This is a genomic window from Paenibacillus sp. TSA_86.1 (assembly GCF_052691815.1).
The window spans coordinates 55,481-77,898 of the sequence record NZ_JBQZGE010000004.1 but is presented as its reverse complement, the minus strand read 5'-3'; the positions used below and the strand labels follow the sequence as shown (position 1 = coordinate 77,898).

The window sequence follows — 22,418 nt, the reverse complement described above, 5'->3', positions numbered from 1 at the left end:
CGACGACTGGTCAACTGACCCCTGCATTTTTATCAAACTTTTATTATAAATAGATGAACATCAAAAAAACAGGCACAGAATGACTTCTGGCCTGTTTAATCTTTTAACGTCCGCCATTACGGAAACGTTGCGTATACGCTTTGGCATCCTGCACATTTTTAACACGATTCCTGCTCCACTCCAGCAAGATTCGATCAATATACCTGAAATGCACTTTCCCTGCAAACACAGCTTCCTTCAAGGCCATCAGAATCAACTCTTCCTGATAGCGATCTTGATCCAGCCAGCTGGATATCGTCTCACACTCCATTGGCGAGAGAGGCCGGCCGAATTCTTTTTCAAAAATAGAGAACATATTCCGCTCTTCCTCTTCTTTTTGAACACTGTTCGAATCTGGACGTGAAGCGTTGATTTTTTTTTGTTCAGACCGGATTTGGGCTGCTTCTTCTGCAGTACACATGGCAAGCTTGGCATACAATCCATGCAAGTCATATCGTTCATACTGAATATCCCGCTCTTCGTCCCGATGCTCATCTATGGTAATATAACCATCTCTCATCAGACGCTGCAGCATTCTGGCAATACCTTCGGGAGCAAGTCCCATCCGAGTTGCAAGCTCTTCAAGAGTTGGGAATTCATTGAATTCTGCCTGACGGAACCCTAGCAACTGAATCAGAAGCAATACCTCTGAATCAGATAAACCCAGCTGATGATAAAAACGCAATAAGGCATACGGCAATTGAGCTGTACCTGACGCCATACCATAGGCTGCTCCACTTAACCATGCTTTGGAGGACATGTCTTCCATATATTCTTTTCCGTTCAACATTAAGGGTACAGACGATAGAGCATACGTGGGAATGCAATGGTTTCACGAACATGGTCAAGTCCACAGATCCAAGCTACCGTCCGCTCCAATCCCAGACCGAAACCGGAGTGAGGAACCGATCCATATTTACGCAGATCCAGGTACCACTGGTACGCTTCATCTGAAAGGTTATGCTCTTCAAAGCGCTGTTGCATCAGTTCCGGATCATCAATACGCTGTGACCCACCAATAATCTCCCCATAACCTTCCGGTGCAATCATATCGGCACATAGAACAACCTCTGGACGATTTGGATCTGGTTTCATATAAAATGCTTTGATTCCAGCCGGATAGTGCGTAATAAATACAGGTGTATTATATTTTTCGGCAATCGCTGTTTCATGTGGTGCACCGAAATCTTCTCCCCAAGGAATGTCGAAGCCTTGTCCGTTCAAGAACTCAATCGCTTCGTCATACGTAATACGCGGGAATGGAGCTGTAATGCCCTCCAGTTTGGATACATCACGCCCGATAGATTCCAGTTCAGCACGGCAATTTTTCACCACAGATTGAACTACATGTGCAATGAATTTCTCTTGTACGCGCAAACTTTCCTCGTGATCCACAAATGCCATCTCCGGCTCGATCATCCAGAACTCAATCAGGTGACGACGTGTTTTAGATTTTTCTGCACGGAATGTTGGACCGAAGGAGTACACTTTGCCCAGTGCCATCGCTGCGGCTTCCATATATAGTTGTCCACTTTGCGTCAGATAAGCATCCTCATCAAAATATTTGATATGGAATAAGTTCGTTGTTCCTTCCGCAGATGAAGGTGTCAGAATAGGCGGGTCAACCTGCGTGAATCCGTTACCATCAAAAAACTGCTGAACGGCGCGGATAATCTCCGCACGAATCACCATCACGGCACGTTGCTTGGTGGAACGAAGCCACAGATGGCGATGATCCATCAAGAAATCAACACCGTGCTCTTTCGGTGTAATCGGATAGTTTTCAGTTAGATGAATGATTTGAACCCCTGTAACGGTCATCTCGAATCCAGATGTGCTACGCGGCTCTTCACGGATAATACCTGTAACGTAGACAGAACTTTCTTGCGTCAAGCTTTTTGCATCATTCCAAATGTCTTCGCTCACTTCACTCTTTACAACAACACCTTGAATATATCCCGTTCCATCGCGTAGCTGCAAAAACTGAATTTTACCGCTGGAGCGTTTGTTATTAATCCAGGCGCCGATGGTTACCGTTTCACCCACATGCTCGTTCACATTACGAATTACACAATTCGTATCCATGTTCACATCTCCCCTTGGTTCCATAAATTTGAAAATGCAGCGGACAGGTGTAACCCTGCCCTCTGCACTTCCTTGTCATCCTGTATTTACTTTACAGTTAGATTACTTAGAATTCAACACGATTCGGTGTGTATCACGTGCAATAACCAATTCTTCATTCGTAGGCACGACAAGCACGTCCACTTTTGAATTCTCGGTTGTGATACGGCGCGGTTCACCCGAACGGATTGCATTCAATGCTTCATCCAGTTCAACACCAAGGTATGTCAGTTGCTCACACACTTTTTGGCGAAGAACAACGGAGTTTTCACCTACACCTGCAGTAAATACGATCACGTCTACACCGTTCATTGCCGCAGCATAAGAACCGATGTATTTACGCAAACGATATTCATACATTTCAAAAGCAAGCGTCGAGTTCGGCTCGCCTTTCTCCATACCTTCTGTAATCTCACGCATATCACTGCTGATCCCGGAGATTGCCAGAAGTCCACTGTGTTTGTTCAGCATGGAGTTCACTTCACTTACACTCAGTTCTTCTTTGTTCATGACATAAGGCACGATAGCTGGATCAAGGTCACCACTGCGTGTTCCCATCATCAACCCTTCAAGTGGCGTCATTCCCATCGATGTATCCACAGATACGCCACCTTTAACTGCCGTCACACTACCACCGTTACCTACGTGGCAAGTGATGATTTTCAAGTCTTCTAACGGACGGCCAAGATACTCCGCTGCCGTTTTACTTACATAATCATGCGATGTTCCGTGTGCACCATAACGACGTACTTTGTATTTTTTGTAGAGTACACGTGGAATAGCATACAGATAAGCATGTTCAGGCATCGTTTGGTGGAATGCTGTATCAAACACCATTACCTGAGGCACACCTGGCATATTCAATTCAGCCGCACGGATACCCATCATTGCTGCAGGGTTATGAAGCGGAGCCAGGTCGAACAAACGACGAATCTCCGATTTTGCAGCATCGTCCACCAGCGAAGATTCTTTAAATGCTTCACCGCCGTGTACTACACGGTGACCCACAGCCTGAATTTCGCTCACAGAAGCAACCACACCATGTTCTTTATCTGTCAGAAGATCAATGACTTTACGGATTGCGGTTGTATGTTCCAAAATCTCGCTAACTTCCGTAACTTCCTCACGGCCAGTCGGTTTATGCGTCAGAATGGAAGAATCCATCCCGATCCGCTCTACCAAACCCTTCGCAAGCACCGATTCATCTTCCATATTATACAATTGATATTTGAGCGAGGAACTCCCCGCATTAATTACGAGTATATTCACAGTCGGTCACCATCCTTGTCGTACTTGAAGAATCCTTCTCCCGATTTCACGCCCAGATGACCTGCACGCACCATTTTCTTCAGAACAATCGAAGGACGATATTTCAGTTCTCCGAATTCACGGAACATTCTTTCCAGTGCCGCTTCAACAGAATCAAGTCCGAAGCGGTCAGCCATTTCCAGCGGTCCGTGCTGGAAGTTATAACCGATACGCATTGCATCATCGATATCCTCAGCAGAAGCAACACCTTCTTGCAAGACGTGAAGCGCTTCGTTGATCAGAAGACAGATCAGACGGGAGGTTACAAATCCCGGAGATTCGTAAATCATAACGCCTTTTTTGTCTACAACTTCTTCAACAAAGCGGCGAGTTTCTTCAAATGTAGTATCCGACGTTTTCAATCCACGAATAATCTCTACAAGATCAACCCGGGATACCGGGTGAATAAAGTGCATACCAATAACACGCTCGGGATACTTGGTCGAGCTTGCAAGCTCGGTCAAACTCAGCGTGGACGTATTACTTGCCAGAATAACATTGCTTGGACATACTTGATCCAATTGATTAAAGACTGCTTTTTTAGCTTCCAGATCTTCCGAGATCGTCTCAATAACCATATCGCAAGAGCCGAGTTCAGCCAAATGTCCCACTTTGGTAATTCGGGAGAGAATCAATTTCTTCTCCGCTTTGGTAATGGCCCATTTCTCCAGTTGTTTATCCAAATTCGTCTCAATCATGTCATATGCATGATCCAGCTTTTTAGTGGTATGTTCTACCAGAAGCACATCAAGTCCTTTGGCTGCAAGCATCTGGGAAATCCCTTGCCCCATCGTACCGCCGCCGACAACTCCTATTTTTTTGAAAAACATGGTTCTGCTCCATCCTTTCGGTTCTCTATTTCTCTATTGTACCCTGTTCGCCGAAAATTACAAATTTCGACCCAACAACTAATAATATCTTAGCACGACTGAAATGTAAAAAAAAATAACCAGCATAAAGAAATTATGCTGGTAAACGTGCACTGTCACGAAATTGACAACGAAATTGTTCTCCCGATAGAACTTCCTCACGCATCAGGATGTCGAGTGAATTGTCGAATATTGTCCGTTGCTCCTCAAGCCGGCGTTTCGTCTGCTCCATCAGTTCCTGAAGGATGACTTTATTTTCTCGCATCAGCTCTTCGGTAGTCACCATATCCATATTCACGATCCCTAGTGATGTCAATCCGGAAGACATCATCGTCTGTACGACATTAGTTGCCTGTTCAAAGTCATTGCGCGAACCTGTGGAACGACCGCCATAATACATTTCCTCAGCCGCCGCACCGCCAAGTGCAATCATGATTTGCTCCTCCAGGAATCGTTTCGTATATAGAAACTGCTCCTGTTGCGGGTTATGACGCACATAGCCGAGTGCCTGTCCACGCGGACTAAGCGCAACCTGGCTTACACTTCCCGGGCGTACAAGCTCTGCCATAATGGCATGTCCCAATTCATGGATGGCAACTCTTTTCTTTTCCTCCACGCTCGACTCACGATCCGTTTTCTCACCCATCATCACTTTATCGATCGCAAGAGATAAATGACGCTGTTCGATGGTAAGCAAGCCCTCACGCATAGCATAGATCGCTGCTTCGTTCATGACACTTTCTAGCTGCGCACCTGAGAATCCGTAGGACTCTTCCGCCGTTTTTTCCAGATTCACTTCCTGTGTCAAAGGTTTGTTGACGGCGTGCAGCTCCAGAATGTGTTTTCTGCCCTTTTTATCAGGCAAGTCCACCTGAATATGACGGTCAAAGCGCCCTGGACGGGTCAACGCGCTATCCAGCATCTCTTTGCGGTTAGTGGCCGCGATAATCAATATTCTCGGGGTTTCGGAAGTATAGATGCCATCCATTTCGGTCAGCAACTGATTTAAGGTCTGATCATATTCTCGCTGCTGCCCGCCTTCACGTTTACCGCCGATCACATCAATCTCATCGATAAAAATGATCGCATTTTCCTTATTTTCCTTCGCAGCCCGTGCTCTGGCATCCTTAAACAAGTCTCGAATTCTGCTGGCACCTACACCCACATACATTTCGACAAACTCGCTACCTGACGCAGCTACGAAAACCGAATCGGTGTAGTGGGCAGCCGCTTTGGCCATGAGCGTTTTGCCTGTTCCCGGAGGACCCGTGAGCAAAATCCCTTTGAGCGGACGAATCCCGAACTTCTTTATTTCTTCATGACGGATCAGAAAGTCCAGTGCTTCTCTTAACTCTTGCTTGGCACTATCCTGACCTCCGATTTCTTCAAAGGTTAGTTTCGAGGGTCCTTTTTTCTTTCGTTTACGTTCTTGTCCAGCCCCTACAGTGATTCCTCCGCGCATCTGCATCATGAATAACAGACCACCAACGAGCAATGCAGCGATCAGAATCGGAACAATATTCACACCGATAAATGCAAGAAATATGATTAGAACTGGAACAAATCCTATGGCTGCTTCTTTTGTCCATTTAGGCATTAGGCCACACTCCTATCTGACCGGGTACACGCGGCAGTATAATGAACTTGCTGGCATCTCCGTCTCTCAGACTTACGTAAACATTGTTGTCATCCATTGCTGTGTTCACTTGAATTCCTCCCGTTGCCATCTTTGACAACGTCGGTGTAATCTCGGCATACTGTTTGTTCTCCATGGCTTGAGCTACAGTAAACATGGCATCACCCCACCAGTTTTCAAGCGCTTCATTGGAATGATCGATGACTTCCAATCTGAGCGCACGGGAGCCGATCAGGTTCTGACCTTCCTTATGAATATATTGCACGAGTCTACCTAAATCTACATTTGGCTTCAAATCAAGTTTCATTTGTACGTCATTGCGGTTAATAGTTAACTGAACACTGTTGACTCCTTCGTACTTTGTAACCATCTTTTCAATCGGACTCTGGACGGCTACTTGACGATATATGAACCAACCTCCAAACAACAGGACGGCAGAAACAACGGCAGTTAGAACAATAGGCAATACTTTCAGCTTCAAATGAATTACCCCTCCCAAAATGAGCCCATCCTCGTTCTACAGGCTTATATATATTAGCTGTACATCATTTTCTGCAACGTTCATTGCAGATTTGTTTGCGTTTTTCATCAATATCAGTACATATCTGAGTATATCATATCGTATATACAATATCGAAGGTGAAAATATGAATAAATTATTAATTTTAACTATTTCATTCTCATTCCATGGTTGGAATGCCAAAAAACCGGTTCAGGCGGTTCCCCGTCTGCCGGTTTTTCTTGATTTTATCGTTGCCATCTTGCCATGTGTTGAGCCGTAACCGTCCAATGACCGCCTCCGAAGATAAGAAAAAGCTAGCTGTTCGGTAAGGTATACACCAAATCTACTTGCTCTCCATTGCTAAAACGGTAAAAACGATAATAGTTGTGCGTGTCATCGTTATAGTACACTTGCCATACGTAAATATTATTCACGACACCTGGCATGATCCGTTTGATCTCCCCACCGGGCACGTCGGAGCTGAAACGATTGCGAATCTGCGTCTCGGACATCCCGTTCTGCAGTAGTTCGCTGTGCACCCCTGCTGCACCTTTGACGGGCTGGTTGTTGTTATCAAACTTAACCCATACCATGATATCCTGGTTGTCTTTGTTTTTGGCTAACATCGTCCAATAGATGTTGTCAGCATCACTCTTTTCGCCCCACACGTACTTTCGCAGTTCATCAGTCGATGTAACGCCAAGTTCATTCTGCGCCGCCTGAATAGCCAATGCTTCTTCCTTACGTTGATCCTGCGTGACGTAGACGTAATATCGCTGAAGTCCAAACAAGATCAGAACGAGAATGAGCAGCGATATCCATATCCACTTCTTTTTTTTCTTCAAGAGTTGAACTTCCTTTCCCTAAAAACTGCCCATGGCAGCTGCTTCTTAACGCGCAAGCAATTGATCAAAGGCCAACTGGGATTCCCGCAAAATACGCTCTTCATCCAGTGTCAGACATTCACCATGTTTCACGACTTGTTTCCCATCTACCCATACATGTTCCACATCTTTAGCTGATGCCGAATAAATCGCATGTGAAATGAGGTCTGTATGCGGATAAAAATGAGCCTGTTCAATATTTAGAGCAATAAAATCAGCCTTGTTTCCAACTTGCAGAGCTCCAGTATCGTTCAGGAAGATGGACTTCGCACCGTAAGCTGTTCCAAGAAGCAATGCTTCCCCAGCAGGCACGGCGGTTGGATCACCGGATACTCCTTTATGAATTAAAGCTGCAAGTCTCATTTCCTCAAACATATCCAGATTGTTATTGCTTGCCGGTCCGTCTGTTCCCAGAGAGACGGTAACTCCTGCTTTCAACAAAGCAGGAACACGGGCTACACCTGATGCAAGCTTCAAATTACTACCCGGATTATGAGATACAGCGACATCGTGACGTGCCAAGATCTCGATCTCTTCATCGTTCAGATGCACAGCATGCGCTACGAGTGAAGGACGTGAGAAAAATCCATGTTTCTCCAGATGCGCTACAGGACGCAGGCCGTAATCGGTCACATTCTGCTCCACTTCACGTAAGGTCTCAGACATATGAGTGTGAAGTGGCAAATTTAAATCGTGTGCAACCTGTACAAGCTTCTCTATGTAATCTGAAGGGCATGTGTAAGGTGCGTGCGGGGAGATCACGGTTGTGATGCGTCCATCCGCTTGTCCATTCCATTCACGTGCAAATGCAGCCGACTCTTCCAGCTTACGCATCTGCTCTTCTTCGGAGCAAAGTCCAATTACGCCGCGAGCCAGCGCCGCTCTTGCCCCGGACTGTTCAACGACTTTAGCTACCTGATCCATGTGGTCATACATATCCAGAAAAGCGGTTGTTCCGCCTTTCAGCATTTCAAGCACGGAAAGGGATGCTCCCCAATAGACGTCTTCCGAAGTCATCTTCGCTTCCATTGGCCACATTTTTTCTTGTAGCCATACTTGCAGTGCCAGATCATCTCCATGACCCCGGAGCAGTGACATGGCCGCATGACCATGCGTATTGATCAGACCCGGCAGGAAGAGCAATCCTTTTCCATCCACTTTGGTCAGGTTCTCGTCTCCATCCGGCAGCGTCTCACCAATATGCACAATCTTGTCGTTCTCAACGACCATATACCCCTGAACCACATTCCAGTCTGCACCTTCATTTACAGCGAATTTACCATTCTGAATCACCCATCTATTCGTTGTTGTCATCGTGCTCTTCTTCCTTTCCGTTTTCCAAGTAATAAGCCAAACTGAGCAAATCGGTCGTAAAATCAGCGTGATGAATGCGAACATGCGAAGGTGTTTTTAGAATCGTCGGTGCAAAATTCAAAATGGCCTCAATTCCCGAGTCAATCAGCTGGTCAGCAACGTTCTGCGCTTCTATGTCCGGCACTGTAATGATACCGATGCGAATGTTATCTTTCTGTACAGCTTCCGCGAGCTCCTCCATCGGTTGCACCGTCAGACTGTTAATTTTGCTGCCGATCTTCGGTCCAAAGGCATCAAAAATAGCGACAATCTTCATATTGTCCTTCAGATATGCATTGTAGTTGGATAATGCTTGTCCGAGATTACCGGCTCCCACCAGAGCCACGTTAATTTGCTGATCGATTTTTAGAATGTGACGAATCTTCTCTATCAAGTAAGAGACGTCATACCCGATCCCTTTGCGGCCAAAATCTCCGAAATAAGCCAAATCTTTGCGAATCTGAGCCGGGTTCAGATCCAGCCGCTGTCCAAGCTCCTGCGAGGAAACCGTTGTCACCTCACGCTGAACCAACTCGTTCAAATAACGTAAATATACAGGCAGACGCCGCACTACCGCTTCTGAAATTTTATCCGATTTCATTCTTGCTCCCCCTTACCATTGCCACGATAAAATAGAATAAATATTGAAAAGATGAGCATTCTGTATACATGCAAAATCCATGCATCACTCCTCATACAGAATGCCCGTATTGTTAGGATTATAAGTTCATATATGCGCTGCCTTTTCGAAGTCTCCTTCGAGTTTAACGCCATGGTGAAGTACAATGCAACGTTATAGCTTACAAATCGTTAATTTTGCTTCCCCGCAGGTCGATCCAGCCATTCAGCGATGCGCGGAACCATCTGTTCAGTAAGCATATGCTCCATTTTGGGTCCCGGCAGTGAATACAGGAAGTACTTGCCGTAATAAGCCTCAATCACTCGTGTATCATACACAATGACGATACCGCGATCCTTCCCCGTTCGAACAAGCCGGCCGAATCCTTGCTTGAAGCGAATGACCGCCTGTGGCACAGAAAGTTTCATAAACGGATTCTTCTTCTGTTCTTGCAGCAACTCACTCTTCGCTTCCAGAAGCGGATGGTTAGGCGGCTGGAAAGGCAGTCTCACAATCGCAAGACAGGTCAGCGCTTCGCCCGGAATATCCACACCTTCCCAAAAACTGCTCGTACCCAGCAGAACGGCAGCTTTGGCATCCTGGAATCGGCGGGTCAGCTTGGAGCGATTGCCGCTGTCCACACCCTGGCCCAGGAGTGAGATGTCATTACCGGACAAGGCCTCCTTCAAGGGTTCGTACACCTGGCGAAGCATTTTATAGGAAGTAAACAGCACCATCATGCGCCCTCGTGTTGCAATGGCCGTCTCGGCAAGAGACTGCACCAGCATCTGTACAAAGTGTGCATCTCCTACACTGCCTTTCAGACTTGGAAAATCACGCGGGATCACCAGCAATGCCTGTTCCCGATAATTAAACGGAGAAGGCAGCATCGAAGTCAGAAGCCGATTATTATCCGCAGCCTCTTGCAAGCCCAGCTGCTCAATCATGAACTGGAATGACTTATCAACCGACAGCGTAGCCGATGTAAGTACAACGCTTTTCTTTTTATCAAAAAACATCTCCTTCAGTTGTGCACTTACATCTACCGGAACAGCATACAACTGAAGGGACTTACTGCGGAACTGACCGCTCGCCTCCATCCAGTACACCGTCTTGGCGTCATCCATACGCATGAAGAACCTTAAATTCTCCTTCATCGTCGTCAGATCTTTCAAAAGTCCGGTGATATCCGTAATCAGACTGTCGGACTGATAATCGTCCTGATCTTCTTTCACTTCCAGCAACAGCTTGTCACCTTTGCGTACCAAATCACCCAAAGTCACATAAATCTGGTTCTCCAGTTCCTGTAGATCCTGCCATTTCGCAGGTTTCTGTGAAGCTTTGATCCGTAGCGAGAATTGTCCCGTTTCTCCTGGAGAAGCGTCACTCCGTTCGGGCAACAGACTAAACAGAGCATCGCTCAGCCGATCCCACATTTCCTTGACCTCAACGGCAAGCGGAAACATCTGATCCACCATAGAACCCCACTGTACCGCATTTTCATGCCCGGACAGCTGGGAGCGAAGCATCGGCAGTTGACCGTTGCGGCTGTCTTTAAACAAACGTGTCAGTGTGTGTACGAGTGTAAAGTACTTCATATGAAGACCCAAATGTTTACCCGCAACATCCTCCAGGTGATGAGCCTCATCAATAACCAGACTTTCATATGCCGGCAATAGCTGATGGGCAGCCTTCACATCGGTAAACAGCTTGGAGTGATTGGTAATGACGATGTCCGATAGCCCAGCCTCATGTTTGGCTCGATGATAGAAACACTTGCGGAACCACGGACAAGATCTGCCCAGACAGGACTCAGACTCACTCTGTACCGTTTCCCAGAAGTCTCCTCCGCGTGCGCTAAGGTTCAGTTCTTCATCATCACCTGTTTCCGTTTGAGTAAGCCAAACAATCATCTGTGCTGCCGTGAAGTAATCCTCTTTTGGCGTAGCAAATTCACGTTTGTTGATTTTGTGTTCGAATTTGCGCAAACACAGGTAATGGCCTCTACCCTTAAAGACAGCAGCCTTAAACGGAAATGGAACGACCTGCGTCAGCATCGGAATATCCCGTTCACGCAGTTGTTCCTGCAAGTTAATGGTATGAGTACTCACCATCACTTTCTGATCCTGTTTTACACTTTCATAAATAGCGGGTAACAAATATCCAAGTGATTTCCCTGTTCCCGTTCCGGCTTCCAGCAAAAGATGCTTCTCTTCGTCCAGCGCCTGCCGCACGCTGCCAAACATCTGTGTCTGTGCTTCACGCTCTTCATAATGATCCAACGTTTCTTTGAGGTTGGTTCGCACTTGATCCATGAACTGATCAAAGCTCACACCGTCCAACGGATTCGCTTCTCTCTCATCACGGGGTGCTCCAATTTCTGTCCAATCGCTGACATTCAGTGCGAGCTGGCGGTAATACGTATGACCATCAAGGTCTTGAATCGGTTCAGCTTCCTTCTCCGCACGCAGCCCGTCAAAAAACCAGCCCAGATCACTGTCCTCTGGTGCAAACAGATCGCTAAGACGCTGAATTGTAATTAACGGCAGGTCTCTCAGTTCATCCAGACATTTAAGTAACACATGCGCTGTTGCCAGTGCATCACTGTCTGCCTGGTGGGGACGATCGTGCTCAAATCCGAATTCAGACGAAACATAACCGAGCTGGTATGAACCCAGCGACGGAAACGTGATTTTCAAGAAGTCAATGGTATCCAGAATGCGGCCTGTAAACGGTAAATATCCGCAACGATCAAGCGCATTCTGCAAAAAATAAAAATCAAATGCAACGTTATGGCCCACCAAAACCACATCGTCAAGCAGCGGTACCATCTCCATCATCATCTCTTCGAGAGACGGAGCATCTGCGACATCTTCTTCTGTAATACCCGTCAAGCCCGTAATAAATGGCGGAATCGGTACACCCGGATTTACATAAGAACTATATATTTGAGTTATGCTGTAATCATGGTCTATGATGGCAAGTCCGGCCTGAATAATCTCACCGTCGGACTGCGTGCCGGTTGTTTCGAAATCCAAAACGGCAAATTTCATTGCAATATACGATCCCTTCCATTCCAGTCTATGTTACAGCATAGCAAAAAAAAGGACATTTGAAAATTAACTGACAAAAAAGCGGTGTTTCCGCCGCTATGCCAAAGGAGGAAACACCGTTCTTTTGCCGCCAAATGTCCATTTAATTCAGGGCAATCAGCTGGTTTGCATATTGCAGTTTACCTCTGTTCAACCTGCAAGCTTCCATATTGTACAGAGGTTCGGTCAACGTCGGGTCGTACTGAAGAGCCTGTGCAAACAGAGAACAAGCTGCTTCGGGATTGGAAAGCTTCGCCTGAATGCAACCCAGAGCATTACACACAAGGCCTTTGAGTCTTGTTGATCCCTTAAGTAGCATAATCTGCTGTAAATGGGTTTCAGACTCGTACATCTGCTCCAGACTTAAGTGAGCGAGTGCCAGATAAAAGCGGGCTAAAGCGCTATCCGGGTAGTCGCTCACCACCCGTGAGAATTGATCAATGGCTTGTGGATACATCTGAAGTTTGAAGTATCCTTGCCCGCGGCTGAAATATTCCAGATGAAGTTCAGGCAGAGCTGTCACCGCTTCTTGCTCCGGTTCAAGGGAACCTGGTTTTTCGAGTTCCCGTTCCCGGATCTGACTCATCTTTTCTTCAAACATCAGCCATTCATCCAGCATCCCGTCACTCATGCGTTTGAGCAGACTCCATTTCTGTTGCAGCTCCTGTTTGTTCAGACCTTCAGCGGAAGGATAGCTCTTGATAATTTCATCTAACATGTCGTTCATTTCGGCGAAAACATGCTGGAACATCGATGCATCCCCACCCTTGGAAAAATGGATTAGTGCAGTGACCTGTACTCATTTTTTGCTGGATGGGCCGATTTCATTCGCCTTCCCAGTCGATTACAAGATCGTGGCGTGAACTTCCTTTTTCATAGTCTGAACCGGTTTGTTCTGACCATCCACAAACACCACCGTTGGTTGATGTGTATTCGCTTCTTCCTGAGACATCACGGCGTAGGAAATGATAATTACCGTATCTCCAGGCTGTACAAGGCGTGCCGCTGCACCGTTAAGACAGATGACCCCGCTGCCACGAGGACCTGGGATCACATAGGTTTCAAGCCGTGCGCCATTGTTGTTGTTCACAATTTGTACTTTTTCGTTTTCCATCAAATCCGAGGTTTCCATCAGATCTTCGTCAATGGTAATGCTACCCACATAGTTTAAGTTGGCTTCTGTTACAGTAGCGCGATGGATTTTGGATTTCATCAGTGTTCTAAACATGGGACAGCACCTCCAATTTTTGAATACGTATATTGTCAATCAATCTTGTTTTTCCAAATTTCACAGCCAGTGCGATCAACAGATCGTCATATGCCTTTATTTTCTCATGGTCTGCAAGTGGCTCCAAGCTTGGAAAAGCCTGAATCTCTGCATAATCAATGATCGCATGCGCGGAGTTAGTAATATGTTCACGCAACAAGCGCCGAATATCATCGGCTGTAACGGCTGTTCCTGCTTCTACTGCTTCTTGTGCCACACGCAGTGCATGAGACAAGACCAAAGCCTCCTGACGCAGTTCTGTGCTCAAATAGACATTGCGTGAGCTGAGGGCCAAACCATCCTGCTCCCGAACGATGGGACAAGGCACAATCTCAACAGGCATATTCAGGTCATTTACCATTTGCTGAATAACAGCCACCTGCTGCGCATCCTTCATACCAAAAAAGGCTTTCTGCGGTTGCACCATGTTAAACAGTTTGGAAACCACAGTAGTTACCCCGTTAAAATGTCCGGGCCGGGATGCACCACATAAACGCTCTGTAATCCCGGATACGGTGATTGTCGTTTGTGTCGGCTGTGGATACATCTCCTCCACGGAGGGAATAAATACGATATCCACTCCTTCAGCACGGGCCGTTTCTACATCCCGTTTCTCATCGCGTGGATAACTTTCAAAATCTTCGTTCGGTCCGAACTGAATCGGGTTAACAAAGATACTTAGAACTACGATGTGACTCTGTTGTCTCGCTGCCTGCATCAGGCTGGCATGGCCTTGATGTAGATATCCCATCGTTGGCACCAGTCCAACCACCGTTTCTTCGGAATGGATAGCTTGGTTTCTGCGCATCAGACTTAATTCCTGTCTTAATTCTGTGATCGTGCGTATGACTTTCATCAGCGAATTTCCGCCTTTTCTTTGCGTTGTCCATACAATACGTCCAATACACCATCAGCTGCACTGAAGACATGTTCCTCAGCCGGGAAGGAGCGATCCTTCACTTCTTTTACATAAGATTCGATACTGCTGCGAATCAAACTTCCTACATCACCATACGTTTTAACAAAGCGTTTCGGTGTGTAAGGAGACGCATATTGAACCACATCATGGAAAACGAGTACTTGACCGTCACATCCCCGTCCTGCTCCAATGCCAATGGTCGGGATCGACAATTCCTTCGAGATCGCTTCGGCAACTTCTTCGGTTACGAGTTCAAGCACAATGCCAAACGCCCCTGCTGCTTCAAGCGCTTTGGCTTCATCCATCAGACGTTTTGCATCTGCTGCATCCTTGCCTTGAATTCGGTACCCTCCGATCTGATTCACCGATTGTGGGGTCAGCCCGATATGTCCGAGCACAGGCACACCTGCTTGAACTACCGCTTTGACCGTCTCCGCGATTTCAACGCCGCCTTCCAATTTGACCGCATGTGCATGGCCTTCCTGCATAAGCCGGCGGACACCTTTCAATGTTTCATCAATGCTGCCGTGATACGTCATAAAGGGCATATCTGCAACGATAAACGTATGTTCTGCACCACGCACAACCGAACGAGTGTGGTAAACCATGTCATCAATTGTGACTGGCAAGGTTGAGTTGTAACCCAATACAACGTTTCCCAGTGAATCTCCTACCAAAATCATGTCAATGCCAGCTTCTTCTGCGAGCAGAGCAGTCGGATAGTCATACGCTGTAATCATGCTGAGCGGAATGCCATCCTGTTTATATTTTTTCATTTTCACAATGTTTAATGCTTGTTTGTTTGCCATTTGTCTTGTGCCCCTCTCACCTTTTCAATTAAACGCAACAAAAAAAACCTTTTAGTTTTCCACTAAAAAGTCCCGAAAAGTCAAAAAAGAGTCACTTGCGATCGTCCCTTCTGTCTCGGTCCTCTTCGGCTCAGAGCAGAATCCAACAACACATTTGTGCTTATTCCCTTGATTCTTGATATTGCTGTCTGCCCGCGTAAACACGTTTAAGCAGAACTAAGGTTACTTCTCCTCGGAGTGCAGCTCGGTATATAACCCGATACCGCCTCACGAACACAGTATACCAAAGTTCTGCTCAAACTTCACGTCTAAAGTTTCATAACCGGTGAGCATTCGACAAAATGTCAGTTTTTCCAGGTCACTTCACCGGAAATGATGAGTTTACGTTCTCCATCCTGCGTTTGCACCGCCAGCGCTCCTGAAGAGTCCAGCCCTACAGCCATTCCCTCAATGACGCCATGAGGATTCGTGACAGTAACCTGCCGATTCAGCGATACGGACAATGCCTCCCATAGTGAAGATATGACTCCAAATCCTTCTTTTTGATATAAAAAATAGAGATGCTCCATTTCCGTCAAAATCGCGGCTGCAAGCCCTGTCCGATCAACCGTCTGCCCTGTTTCAATCTGGATCGAGGTGGCGATTTGCTTCAAATCTTCAGGATAATCCTGGAGATCAAAGTTCACATCTACACCAATGCCCGCAATGCAATATCGAACCTCATGATCCTCCACCGCAGATTCAAGCAAAATGCCGCATATCTTGCGTCCATCAATCAACAGGTCATTCGGCCATTTGATGCCAGCCTCTGCACCTGTATAAGCTCGAATGGCACGACATACAGCCACACCAGTCAGAAGGGTGAGCTGGGGCGTGTGCTGCAAAGGTAATTCCGGGCGCAGCAGTACGCTCATCCAAATGCCCTTCCCAGGAGGAGAGAACCACTTTCGGCCGAAACGACCTCTGCCCACTGTCTGTTCTTCTGCGAAGACAACCGCCCCTTCACCCTCGCCCTCTTCAGCCAGCTTGAGAACATCAGCCTGTGTAGATGAGGTTGAGGCCAGCATAATCGCTTTACGTCCAAAGGTTTGGCTCTTCAGTGCCAGTTGTAGAGCTGTCCCATCGATACTTTCCGGCTTGGTGATCAGACGGTATCCTTTACGCGAAACCGCTTCAAACTCATATCCCAGGTCCCGTAGTTTATTGACATGTTTCCATACCGCGGTTCGGCTGATGGACAGGTGCCGGCTAATCTCCTCGCCTGACACAAACTGTCCTTCGGCATGAAGCAACATATGTAATAAGTCCTCATGCTTGGTCATTCGCAGCCTCCCGTTTCACCTCAGCACGTAATGCTTCATGCTGATTCATTATATTTCCGATCGCGGTTTCCCTTAGCAGATGTTTCATGAGCTGCCCGAGCCAAGGTCCACCCTTGCGCTCCACCAGTTGCAACACCTGTTCACCGGTGATTTCGAGTTCTTTTATTTCGTGTACTGGCATGGATTGACTCCAGCCTGCAGCGTGAGTTTGAACTTTAACGAGTCGATCATGTGTCTGTTCAGAACCTTCACGCCACCGTTTCGGTAATTGCTCTTGCAAGAGCAGCCAGTCGTTGGCAGCTTGAGCGCCACATGTCAGCACTGTAACAATCCAGCTTTCCCGCAGCATCCGTTCATTCTCACACTGCACTACAAAATCGGTCACGAGCTGCTCCACCTGAAGTATGCCTGTAATACGAACACGTTGTTCATTGGAAAAGGTCCACTGTCGCAATAACTTGTCAGCTTCTTCCCGGTTGTATCCGCCAGCTAGCAACACACATGACCAGCGCAGCAATACATGCTCCCCTGACAAACGCTGCAAACCAACCAGCAGCTCCTTATTGAATCTGGAGGAATCCACTGGAGCTTTGACATACTCCAGCGCCTGACTGCGGAACAACAATTCTAATCCCTTGAGTGGATGAGGTCCCGCCATCATTTTCACCATCTCGGTACGAACCCGTTCCATAGCGATATGTTGGAGTAATTTTCGTTGATTAACCAGGCCTCTCCAGGTATGGTGTGCAATCCTGAAATCAAATACGGAAGCGAACCTTACACAGCGCAGCATGCGTAGCGCATCCTCGCCAAAGCGCTCAACCGCCAAACCCACACAACGCACAAGCCCTTGCTTAATATCCTTTTGTCCGCCAAAAGGATCTACAATTGCTCCATTCACGTCCATTGCCAGAGCATTCATGGTGAAATCACGCCGCTCTAAATCTTCCTTGATATCCTGCACAAACTGAACGGCTGCTGGTCTGCGATTATCCCGATACTCCGATTCTGTCCGAAAGGTCGTTACTTCAAAGTAATAACCGCCCGAGCGAACCGTTACCGTCCCGTGCTGTAATCCCGTAGGAATACAATCATCAAATAAGGCCATGACTTGCTCCGGTGAAGCGGAAGTCGTAATATCCATGTCATCCACGGCACGACCCAGTATTTCATCACGAACACATCCACCAACCCAATAGGCCTCGAACCCGTGTTCATTTAATCGATGGAGTACATCCTCACTTTGTTTTGCCATTACACCATCGGCTTGTGTCCATTGAACCACCACATATCACCTCTTTTCTTACCCGCTGTGGTTCGTTCCCAATATCATCCGCAAACTGGGTTCAGACTGGGGATCTCTCTTCCAAGCACACGATAATAGATCTGTTCATATTGATGACGGATGGAGTCATTGCAGAAATCATGGTGCGCACGATGAAGACAGGCCTCCCGGATATCGGCGGCTAAACGCTCATTCGTCAGCAGACGAATCGCATTCTCAGCCATAGAATTTGTATCGCCGATTGGCGAGAGGAATCCTGTTTTTCCATGTAGAACAAGCTCCGGAATACCCCCAGCCTCTGAACCAATTGTGGGTACACCACATGCCATCGCCTCAAGGGCTACAAGACCAAAACTTTCTTTTTCCGACGGAAGCATTAAAATGTCCGCCATAGATATTACATGAGCAATATCGTCCTGTTTACCCAGGAAATGGACCTTATCACTTAATCCCAACTCTTTAATTTTACATTGAATTTTGGGTAAGTCCGGGCCTTCACCGACAAACAACAGCTTCGCAGGTACCTGTTCCTGAACTTGACGAAATACTTCCACAACGTCTTGCGTTCGTTTAACTGGACGAAAGTTAGAGATATGCATCAATATTTTTTCATTCGGTGCAGCAAAATCACGACGCAGACTTGCTGAATCTCTTGGATAATACACACGCTTATCTATAAAATTATAGGTTAGGTCAATCGGGCGCCGGATGTCTAGTAGTTCAACCGTTTCACGAATCAAATCTTGGGATACCGCTGTAACCGCATCACTCTCATTGATCGCAAGGCGGATCAGGTCTTTCAAGGATTCATCCTGAGCCAGTACCGTAATATCCGTTCCGTGCAAGGTCGTAACTACTTTAAGATTGTCTCCGACCATCTGTTTCGCGAGAAATGCACACACCGCATGCGGAACTGCATAATGTACGTGCAACAGATCAAGCTGTTGTGCCTTCGCTACCTGTGCCATTTTGGTCGCCAAAGACAGGTCATACGGAGGATAACGAAACACGTAATAATCATTAACCTCTACTTCGTGATAAAAAATGTTCTTCTGAAACTTTCCTAATCTGAAAGGAATGCTGTTCGCAATAAAATGAACCTGATGCCCTTGTTCGGCCAGCAATTTGCCGAGTTCCGTTGCGACAACCCCGGATCCTCCAAGAGACGGATAACAGGTGATTCCGATTTTTAGCTTTTGATCCATCCGGTTGGACGCTCCTTTAATCTCCCGCATATTGCAGGTTGATATCATGCAACGGAAATAGATTGATGCTATGATCCGTTTATGTGCTGTGTTTATATATTCAGATGTGAGTTTGGTTTAGACGCCAAACTGTTTCACTACATAAGGTGTTATTGTTGCAAATCCTTCTGCAAATGGAATGAAGCTACGCTGTCCCAGCAAGGAATCACGTGCCCTCACCCGTTCGATATACCCTTGATTCAGCGGTGTAGATACAATGCCTTCGCCCTGCTCGAACTGAGAACGGTAACAGCGAAGGGAAGTTTCTTTTTGTTCATAGTGTTCCGTTATATCTACAATCAAATCCGTTGGACCGATATCATTAATAAAGTAAAAATAAGTTTCCTTCACTTGCACCGCGGGCATGTCCGGCATATAATTGCGAAGCTTCGCATTAAACACTGCTTCCTGCACGAGTTTACTGCACATAATATGATCGGGATGACGATCCTCCCAATACGGTGCAAAAACGATTCGTGGTGCATGTCTGCGGATCTCAGCAGTAACTGCTTGTACATGTTCTGGTGTAATATAGAGCCCACGGTCAGGTAATCCTAGATTTGTTCGACACGAAAGACCGAGGACGCGTGAGGCTTGCTCCGCTTCCTCGGTTCTGCGCTCCACGGTGCCATTGGAGGACATCTCCGCACGAGTCAGGTCACATACACCCACCTTTAACCCGGCAGCCGTATGTTTCGCAATCGTTCCAGCCATACCAATCTCGGCATCGTCTGCATGTGCACCGAAGATAAGAATATCCAGACTCATTGAGAGTCACCTGTATTCAATCCCGCTTCTGGCTTGTACTTATGTACTAATTCCCTCCAAGCAAAATCACCACGATCAAGGGCTTTTACCAGAATCTCGGCTGTTGCAATATTAGTAGCCAGTGGAATTCCCTGTACATCGCACAGGCGAAGCAGTGCATTAATATCTGGTTCGTGCGGCTGTGCCATTAACGGGTCACGTAAGAAAATGATCAGATCCATCTCATTTTGTGCAACCAGTGCACCAATCTGCTGGTCGCCTCCCAGCGGTCCAGATTCAAAACGATGAATCTGCAGAGAAGTGCCTTCCATAATACGAAGACCGGTCGTACCTGTTGAATATAATTGATGGTCTGTAAACACAGGCTCATACGCGGTAACGAAGTTTACCATTTCTTCTTTTTTACGATCATGGGCAATAAATGCGATTTTCAACATGACAATCTTCAATCTCCTTTAGTCGATAAAGTGGTCAAAGCCGTAAACGAGTCCTGTATATTCCATCACCTTTTGTACACCGATCTTGACTCCGGGCATATAACCAGCACGCTCATATGAATCATGACGAATCTTCAGCGACTGTCCGTAATCACCAAATACCACTTCCTGCTGTGCAAATACACCTGGCAGACGTACACTGTGGATGCGGAATCCATTATAGTACCCACCACGCGCTCCCTCAATCGTTTCTTCTTCGTTCGGATTACCTTGACGAATCTCCTCACGATTGGCTGCAATGAGTTCAGCTGTTTTGATTGCTGTTCCTGAAGGGGCATCCAGCTTCTGATCACCGTGGTATTCGATAATCTCCACGTTAGGCATATGTTTGGCTGCCTGTGCTGCAAACCGCATCATCAGGATTGCCCCGATCGAGAAGTTAGGCGCGATCAACCCGCCGATGCCTTTCTCCTGGCATTGCTTGTCCAGCTGTTCAATCTGCTCCGGCGTGAAGCCGGTAACACCCATGACAGGTCTCACGCCATGACGGATCGCAATCTCTGTATGAGCAAGGGCGAATTGAGGTACTGTAAAATCAACCATAACCTGCGGTTTGCTCTCAGCGAATGCCATCTCGATATCATCTGTTACCAGTACCCCACACGCTGGCAGTCCTACAAGTGTTCCTGCATCCGTGCCTGCTCCGGAGCGGTTAACAGCGGCTGCAAGCTCCAGATCCGGATCCTGCAGTACCAGTTTCACGACTTCTCGGCCCATCCGTCCAGCCGCTCCGATCACGGCAACTCTTATCACTTCACTCATCTTGGCTGCATCTCCTTCACTGTGTTAGATCATCTAATCGTCTTAACCCACACGTTCAACCATTCCGCATTGCTTAGCGGTGATGACTACTTACTGCATGGATTTCAAACGTTGCTTCGTTTGTTGTAACATCTGATACAGCTGCCCATTCTGTGGATCAAGCAAAATCGCATCCTGTAGCGCCTGAAGGGCTCCTTCATATTCATTCAGATCACTGTAAGCCAGCGCCAGCATCACATGAGCTTCCACAGACAGTGGGTCAAGCCTGATTGCTTCTTTAAGAAGCAACGAAGCTTCAACATACGGCTTAGGAGTCTCCTTTGCTGCCTGTTCAAGCAGCACTTTGGCCTTGACTGTCAGTTGCTTCGACTCAAGTGTCTGCAGATGCAGCACATATTCTTCGGCATCTTCGGATAGTTCCACTGCCTTGCGAGCATATTCTAGCGCAGGAAGCAAATGTTTGCTTCGGGCGTGTGTGATGGAACAGCGATAATATAACTCGGCATGTTCCGGGTGAGCATGAATAGCCGCTTCGAACCAACGAATGGCCTGCTCAAAATCATTTTGCAATATACAGCGGTAAGCCTGCTGCATATAATCTTCCGGTTTCATCATCAAGCTGACCCTCCCCATGCGGGTGATGGTACAGCATATGTAATCAACGCCTAATCGGTGTTTTTTGGAGTCCACCGATTTGCGTCGCGGGTATTAAATTTATGCATGACCTTATCATGCGCCTCAGCCAAATCAATACCGAGCGAGTTTGCAAAACACATGGTGATAAATAAAATATCTCCAAGTTCAAGTTCAATAGAATTGTCAGCTTCAGAAGCCTTCTTCGGTTTCTCTCCGAATTCGTGATTCACTTCACGGGCAAGCTCCCCAACCTCTTCAGACATCCGGGCCAGCATGGCCAGAGGACTGAAATATCCCTCTTTAAACTGGGAAATATAGAGGTCAACCTCTCGCTGCATTTCCGCCATACTTTTCTCCATAAGAGCAGGTTCTCCTTCTATTCTGATGTCGTGTTTGTTCCTAATAATATCAGTTATTGAAGTTTACTTCCACCCATCATATAGCACAATTCGTTTTAATATCCGGTACAAATCATTTTTAAAG

The 22,418-nt window shown here is 46.8% G+C and carries 23 protein-coding genes; 1 reads left to right on the top strand and 22 read right to left on the bottom strand.

Annotation, left to right across the window (positions count from 1 at the left end):
• Positions 1–103: 103 nt before the first annotated feature.
• The 6 genes from ACUTVW_RS11635 to ACUTVW_RS11610 all read right to left on the bottom strand — a co-directional run bounded on the left by ACUTVW_RS11635 (position 104) and on the right by ACUTVW_RS11610 (position 6,457).
• Positions 104–808, bottom strand: coding sequence for a DnaD domain protein (locus tag ACUTVW_RS11635; protein WP_445645948.1), 705 nt, complete (start codon positions 806–808; stop codon positions 104–106).
• Between the two features lie 20 nt (positions 809–828).
• On the bottom strand, positions 829–2,124 hold the full coding sequence (gene asnS / locus ACUTVW_RS11630) for an asparagine--tRNA ligase (RefSeq protein ID WP_445645947.1): 1,296 nt from the start codon (positions 2,122–2,124) through the stop codon (positions 829–831).
• A gap of 102 nt (positions 2,125–2,226) precedes the next feature.
• The gene (locus ACUTVW_RS11625) at positions 2,227–3,432 is read right to left on the bottom strand and encodes an acetate/propionate family kinase (protein WP_445645946.1); all 1,206 of its coding nucleotides are present in this window, start codon (positions 3,430–3,432) and stop codon (positions 2,227–2,229) included.
• Positions 3,429–4,301, bottom strand: a complete 873-nt coding sequence (locus ACUTVW_RS11620; RefSeq protein WP_434750591.1) for a 3-hydroxyacyl-CoA dehydrogenase family protein — start codon at positions 4,299–4,301, stop codon at positions 3,429–3,431. Before ACUTVW_RS11620 ends, ACUTVW_RS11625 begins: the two co-directional genes overlap by 4 nt.
• A 133-nt stretch (positions 4,302–4,434) precedes the next feature.
• A complete protein-coding gene (locus tag ACUTVW_RS11615; RefSeq protein ID WP_445645945.1) occupies positions 4,435–5,937 on the bottom strand; it encodes an AAA family ATPase in 1,503 nt (500 codons plus the stop codon).
• Positions 5,930–6,457, bottom strand: coding sequence for a hypothetical protein (locus ACUTVW_RS11610; protein WP_445645944.1), 528 nt, complete (start codon positions 6,455–6,457; stop codon positions 5,930–5,932). Before ACUTVW_RS11610 ends, ACUTVW_RS11615 begins: the two co-directional genes overlap by 8 nt.
• A 166-nt stretch (positions 6,458–6,623) precedes the next feature.
• Here ACUTVW_RS11610 and ACUTVW_RS11605 point away from each other — a divergent pair, with 166 nt between their 5' ends.
• Positions 6,624–6,758, top strand: coding sequence for a hypothetical protein (locus ACUTVW_RS11605; RefSeq protein WP_445645943.1), 135 nt, complete (start codon positions 6,624–6,626; stop codon positions 6,756–6,758).
• 34 nt (positions 6,759–6,792) lie between these two features.
• Here the strand turns inward: ACUTVW_RS11605 and ACUTVW_RS11600 are convergent, their stop codons facing one another.
• The 16 genes from ACUTVW_RS11600 to ACUTVW_RS11525 all read right to left on the bottom strand — a co-directional run bounded on the left by ACUTVW_RS11600 (position 6,793) and on the right by ACUTVW_RS11525 (position 22,294).
• Complete coding sequence (locus tag ACUTVW_RS11600; RefSeq protein WP_445645942.1) at positions 6,793–7,323, bottom strand: DUF5590 domain-containing protein; 531 nt, start codon at positions 7,321–7,323, stop codon at positions 6,793–6,795.
• A gap of 45 nt (positions 7,324–7,368) precedes the next feature.
• Entirely contained in the window at positions 7,369–8,676 is a 1,308-nt protein-coding gene (locus ACUTVW_RS11595) for an amidohydrolase (protein WP_445645941.1), read from the bottom strand.
• Positions 8,660–9,316: a redox-sensing transcriptional repressor Rex gene (locus ACUTVW_RS11590; protein ID WP_434750586.1), complete on the bottom strand. Its 657-nt coding sequence runs from the start codon at positions 9,314–9,316 to the stop codon at positions 8,660–8,662. The genes ACUTVW_RS11595 and ACUTVW_RS11590 overlap by 17 nt, the downstream gene beginning before the upstream one ends.
• A 209-nt stretch (positions 9,317–9,525) precedes the next feature.
• Positions 9,526–12,387 carry an ATP-dependent DNA helicase DinG gene (gene dinG, locus ACUTVW_RS11585; RefSeq protein WP_445645940.1) on the bottom strand — a complete coding sequence of 954 codons (2,862 nt, stop codon included), beginning with the start codon at positions 12,385–12,387 and terminating at the stop codon, positions 9,526–9,528.
• Positions 12,388–12,529: 142 nt separating this feature from the next.
• On the bottom strand, positions 12,530–13,177 hold the full coding sequence (locus tag ACUTVW_RS11580; protein WP_445645939.1) for a tetratricopeptide repeat protein: 648 nt from the start codon (positions 13,175–13,177) through the stop codon (positions 12,530–12,532).
• Positions 13,178–13,270: 93 nt separating this feature from the next.
• Positions 13,271–13,654, bottom strand: coding sequence for an aspartate 1-decarboxylase (panD, locus tag ACUTVW_RS11575; RefSeq protein WP_445645938.1), 384 nt, complete (start codon positions 13,652–13,654; stop codon positions 13,271–13,273).
• On the bottom strand, positions 13,647–14,549 hold the full coding sequence (panC, locus tag ACUTVW_RS11570) for a pantoate--beta-alanine ligase (RefSeq protein WP_445645937.1): 903 nt from the start codon (positions 14,547–14,549) through the stop codon (positions 13,647–13,649). Before panC ends, panD begins: the two co-directional genes overlap by 8 nt.
• Entirely contained in the window at positions 14,549–15,421 is an 873-nt protein-coding gene (panB, locus tag ACUTVW_RS11565; protein WP_445645936.1) for a 3-methyl-2-oxobutanoate hydroxymethyltransferase, read from the bottom strand. The genes panC and panB overlap by 1 nt, the downstream gene beginning before the upstream one ends.
• Before the next feature lie 344 nt (positions 15,422–15,765).
• The gene (locus tag ACUTVW_RS11560) at positions 15,766–16,743 is read right to left on the bottom strand and encodes a biotin--[acetyl-CoA-carboxylase] ligase (RefSeq protein ID WP_445645935.1); all 978 of its coding nucleotides are present in this window, start codon (positions 16,741–16,743) and stop codon (positions 15,766–15,768) included.
• Positions 16,730–18,028, bottom strand: coding sequence for a CCA tRNA nucleotidyltransferase (locus ACUTVW_RS11555; protein WP_445645934.1), 1,299 nt, complete (start codon positions 18,026–18,028; stop codon positions 16,730–16,732). Before ACUTVW_RS11555 ends, ACUTVW_RS11560 begins: the two co-directional genes overlap by 14 nt.
• A gap of 44 nt (positions 18,029–18,072) precedes the next feature.
• A complete protein-coding gene (bshA, locus tag ACUTVW_RS11550; protein ID WP_445645933.1) occupies positions 18,073–19,233 on the bottom strand; it encodes an N-acetyl-alpha-D-glucosaminyl L-malate synthase BshA in 1,161 nt (386 codons plus the stop codon).
• Positions 19,234–19,350: 117 nt separating this feature from the next.
• The gene (gene bshB1, locus ACUTVW_RS11545) at positions 19,351–20,040 is read right to left on the bottom strand and encodes a bacillithiol biosynthesis deacetylase BshB1 (RefSeq protein ID WP_445645932.1); all 690 of its coding nucleotides are present in this window, start codon (positions 20,038–20,040) and stop codon (positions 19,351–19,353) included.
• Positions 20,037–20,477 carry a methylglyoxal synthase gene (mgsA, locus tag ACUTVW_RS11540; protein WP_434750578.1) on the bottom strand — a complete coding sequence of 147 codons (441 nt, stop codon included), beginning with the start codon at positions 20,475–20,477 and terminating at the stop codon, positions 20,037–20,039. The genes bshB1 and mgsA overlap by 4 nt, the downstream gene beginning before the upstream one ends.
• A gap of 18 nt (positions 20,478–20,495) precedes the next feature.
• Positions 20,496–21,299: a 4-hydroxy-tetrahydrodipicolinate reductase gene (gene dapB / locus ACUTVW_RS11535; protein WP_445645931.1), complete on the bottom strand. Its 804-nt coding sequence runs from the start codon at positions 21,297–21,299 to the stop codon at positions 20,496–20,498.
• A 90-nt stretch (positions 21,300–21,389) separates the two neighbouring features.
• Positions 21,390–21,914 (bottom strand): tetratricopeptide repeat protein, encoded by a 525-nt coding sequence (locus ACUTVW_RS11530; protein ID WP_445645930.1) that lies wholly within the window; start codon positions 21,912–21,914, stop codon positions 21,390–21,392.
• Between the two features lie 50 nt (positions 21,915–21,964).
• On the bottom strand, positions 21,965–22,294 hold the full coding sequence (locus ACUTVW_RS11525) for a nucleotide pyrophosphohydrolase (RefSeq protein WP_445645929.1): 330 nt from the start codon (positions 22,292–22,294) through the stop codon (positions 21,965–21,967).
• Positions 22,295–22,418 lie beyond the last annotated feature (124 nt).

Bases quoted from the DNA above. Each gene is read 5' to 3' on its own strand.
- bshA (WP_445645933.1), bottom strand. From the start codon at position 19,233: ATGGATCAAAAGCTAAAAATCGGAATCACCTGTTATCCGTCTCTTGGA.
- ACUTVW_RS11560 (WP_445645935.1), bottom strand. From the start codon at position 16,743: ATGACCAAGCATGAGGACTTATTACATATGTTGCTTCATGCCGAAGGA.
- mgsA (WP_434750578.1), bottom strand. From the start codon at position 20,477: ATGTTGAAAATCGCATTTATTGCCCATGATCGTAAAAAAGAAGAAATG.
- panB (WP_445645936.1), bottom strand. From the start codon at position 15,421: ATGGCAAACAAACAAGCATTAAACATTGTGAAAATGAAAAAATATAAA.
- bshB1 (WP_445645932.1), bottom strand. From the start codon at position 20,040: ATGAGTCTGGATATTCTTATCTTCGGTGCACATGCAGACGATGCCGAG.
- ACUTVW_RS11525 (WP_445645929.1), bottom strand. From the start codon at position 22,294: ATGGAGAAAAGTATGGCGGAAATGCAGCGAGAGGTTGACCTCTATATT.
- ACUTVW_RS11580 (WP_445645939.1), bottom strand. From the start codon at position 13,177: ATGTTCCAGCATGTTTTCGCCGAAATGAACGACATGTTAGATGAAATT.
- asnS (WP_445645947.1), bottom strand. From the start codon at position 2,124: ATGGATACGAATTGTGTAATTCGTAATGTGAACGAGCATGTGGGTGAA.
- dapB (WP_445645931.1), bottom strand. From the start codon at position 21,299: ATGAGTGAAGTGATAAGAGTTGCCGTGATCGGAGCGGCTGGACGGATG.
- ACUTVW_RS11615 (WP_445645945.1), bottom strand. From the start codon at position 5,937: ATGCCTAAATGGACAAAAGAAGCAGCCATAGGATTTGTTCCAGTTCTA.
- panC (WP_445645937.1), bottom strand. From the start codon at position 14,549: ATGAAAGTCATACGCACGATCACAGAATTAAGACAGGAATTAAGTCTG.
- ACUTVW_RS11595 (WP_445645941.1), bottom strand. From the start codon at position 8,676: ATGACAACAACGAATAGATGGGTGATTCAGAATGGTAAATTCGCTGTA.
- ACUTVW_RS11590 (WP_434750586.1), bottom strand. From the start codon at position 9,316: ATGAAATCGGATAAAATTTCAGAAGCGGTAGTGCGGCGTCTGCCTGTA.
- panD (WP_445645938.1), bottom strand. From the start codon at position 13,654: ATGTTTAGAACACTGATGAAATCCAAAATCCATCGCGCTACTGTAACA.
- dinG (WP_445645940.1), bottom strand. From the start codon at position 12,387: ATGAAATTTGCCGTTTTGGATTTCGAAACAACCGGCACGCAGTCCGAC.
- ACUTVW_RS11530 (WP_445645930.1), bottom strand. From the start codon at position 21,914: ATGATGAAACCGGAAGATTATATGCAGCAGGCTTACCGCTGTATATTG.
- ACUTVW_RS11620 (WP_434750591.1), bottom strand. From the start codon at position 4,301: ATGTTTTTCAAAAAAATAGGAGTTGTCGGCGGCGGTACGATGGGGCAA.
- ACUTVW_RS11605 (WP_445645943.1), top strand. From the start codon at position 6,624: ATGAATAAATTATTAATTTTAACTATTTCATTCTCATTCCATGGTTGG.
- ACUTVW_RS11635 (WP_445645948.1), bottom strand. From the start codon at position 808: ATGGAAGACATGTCCTCCAAAGCATGGTTAAGTGGAGCAGCCTATGGT.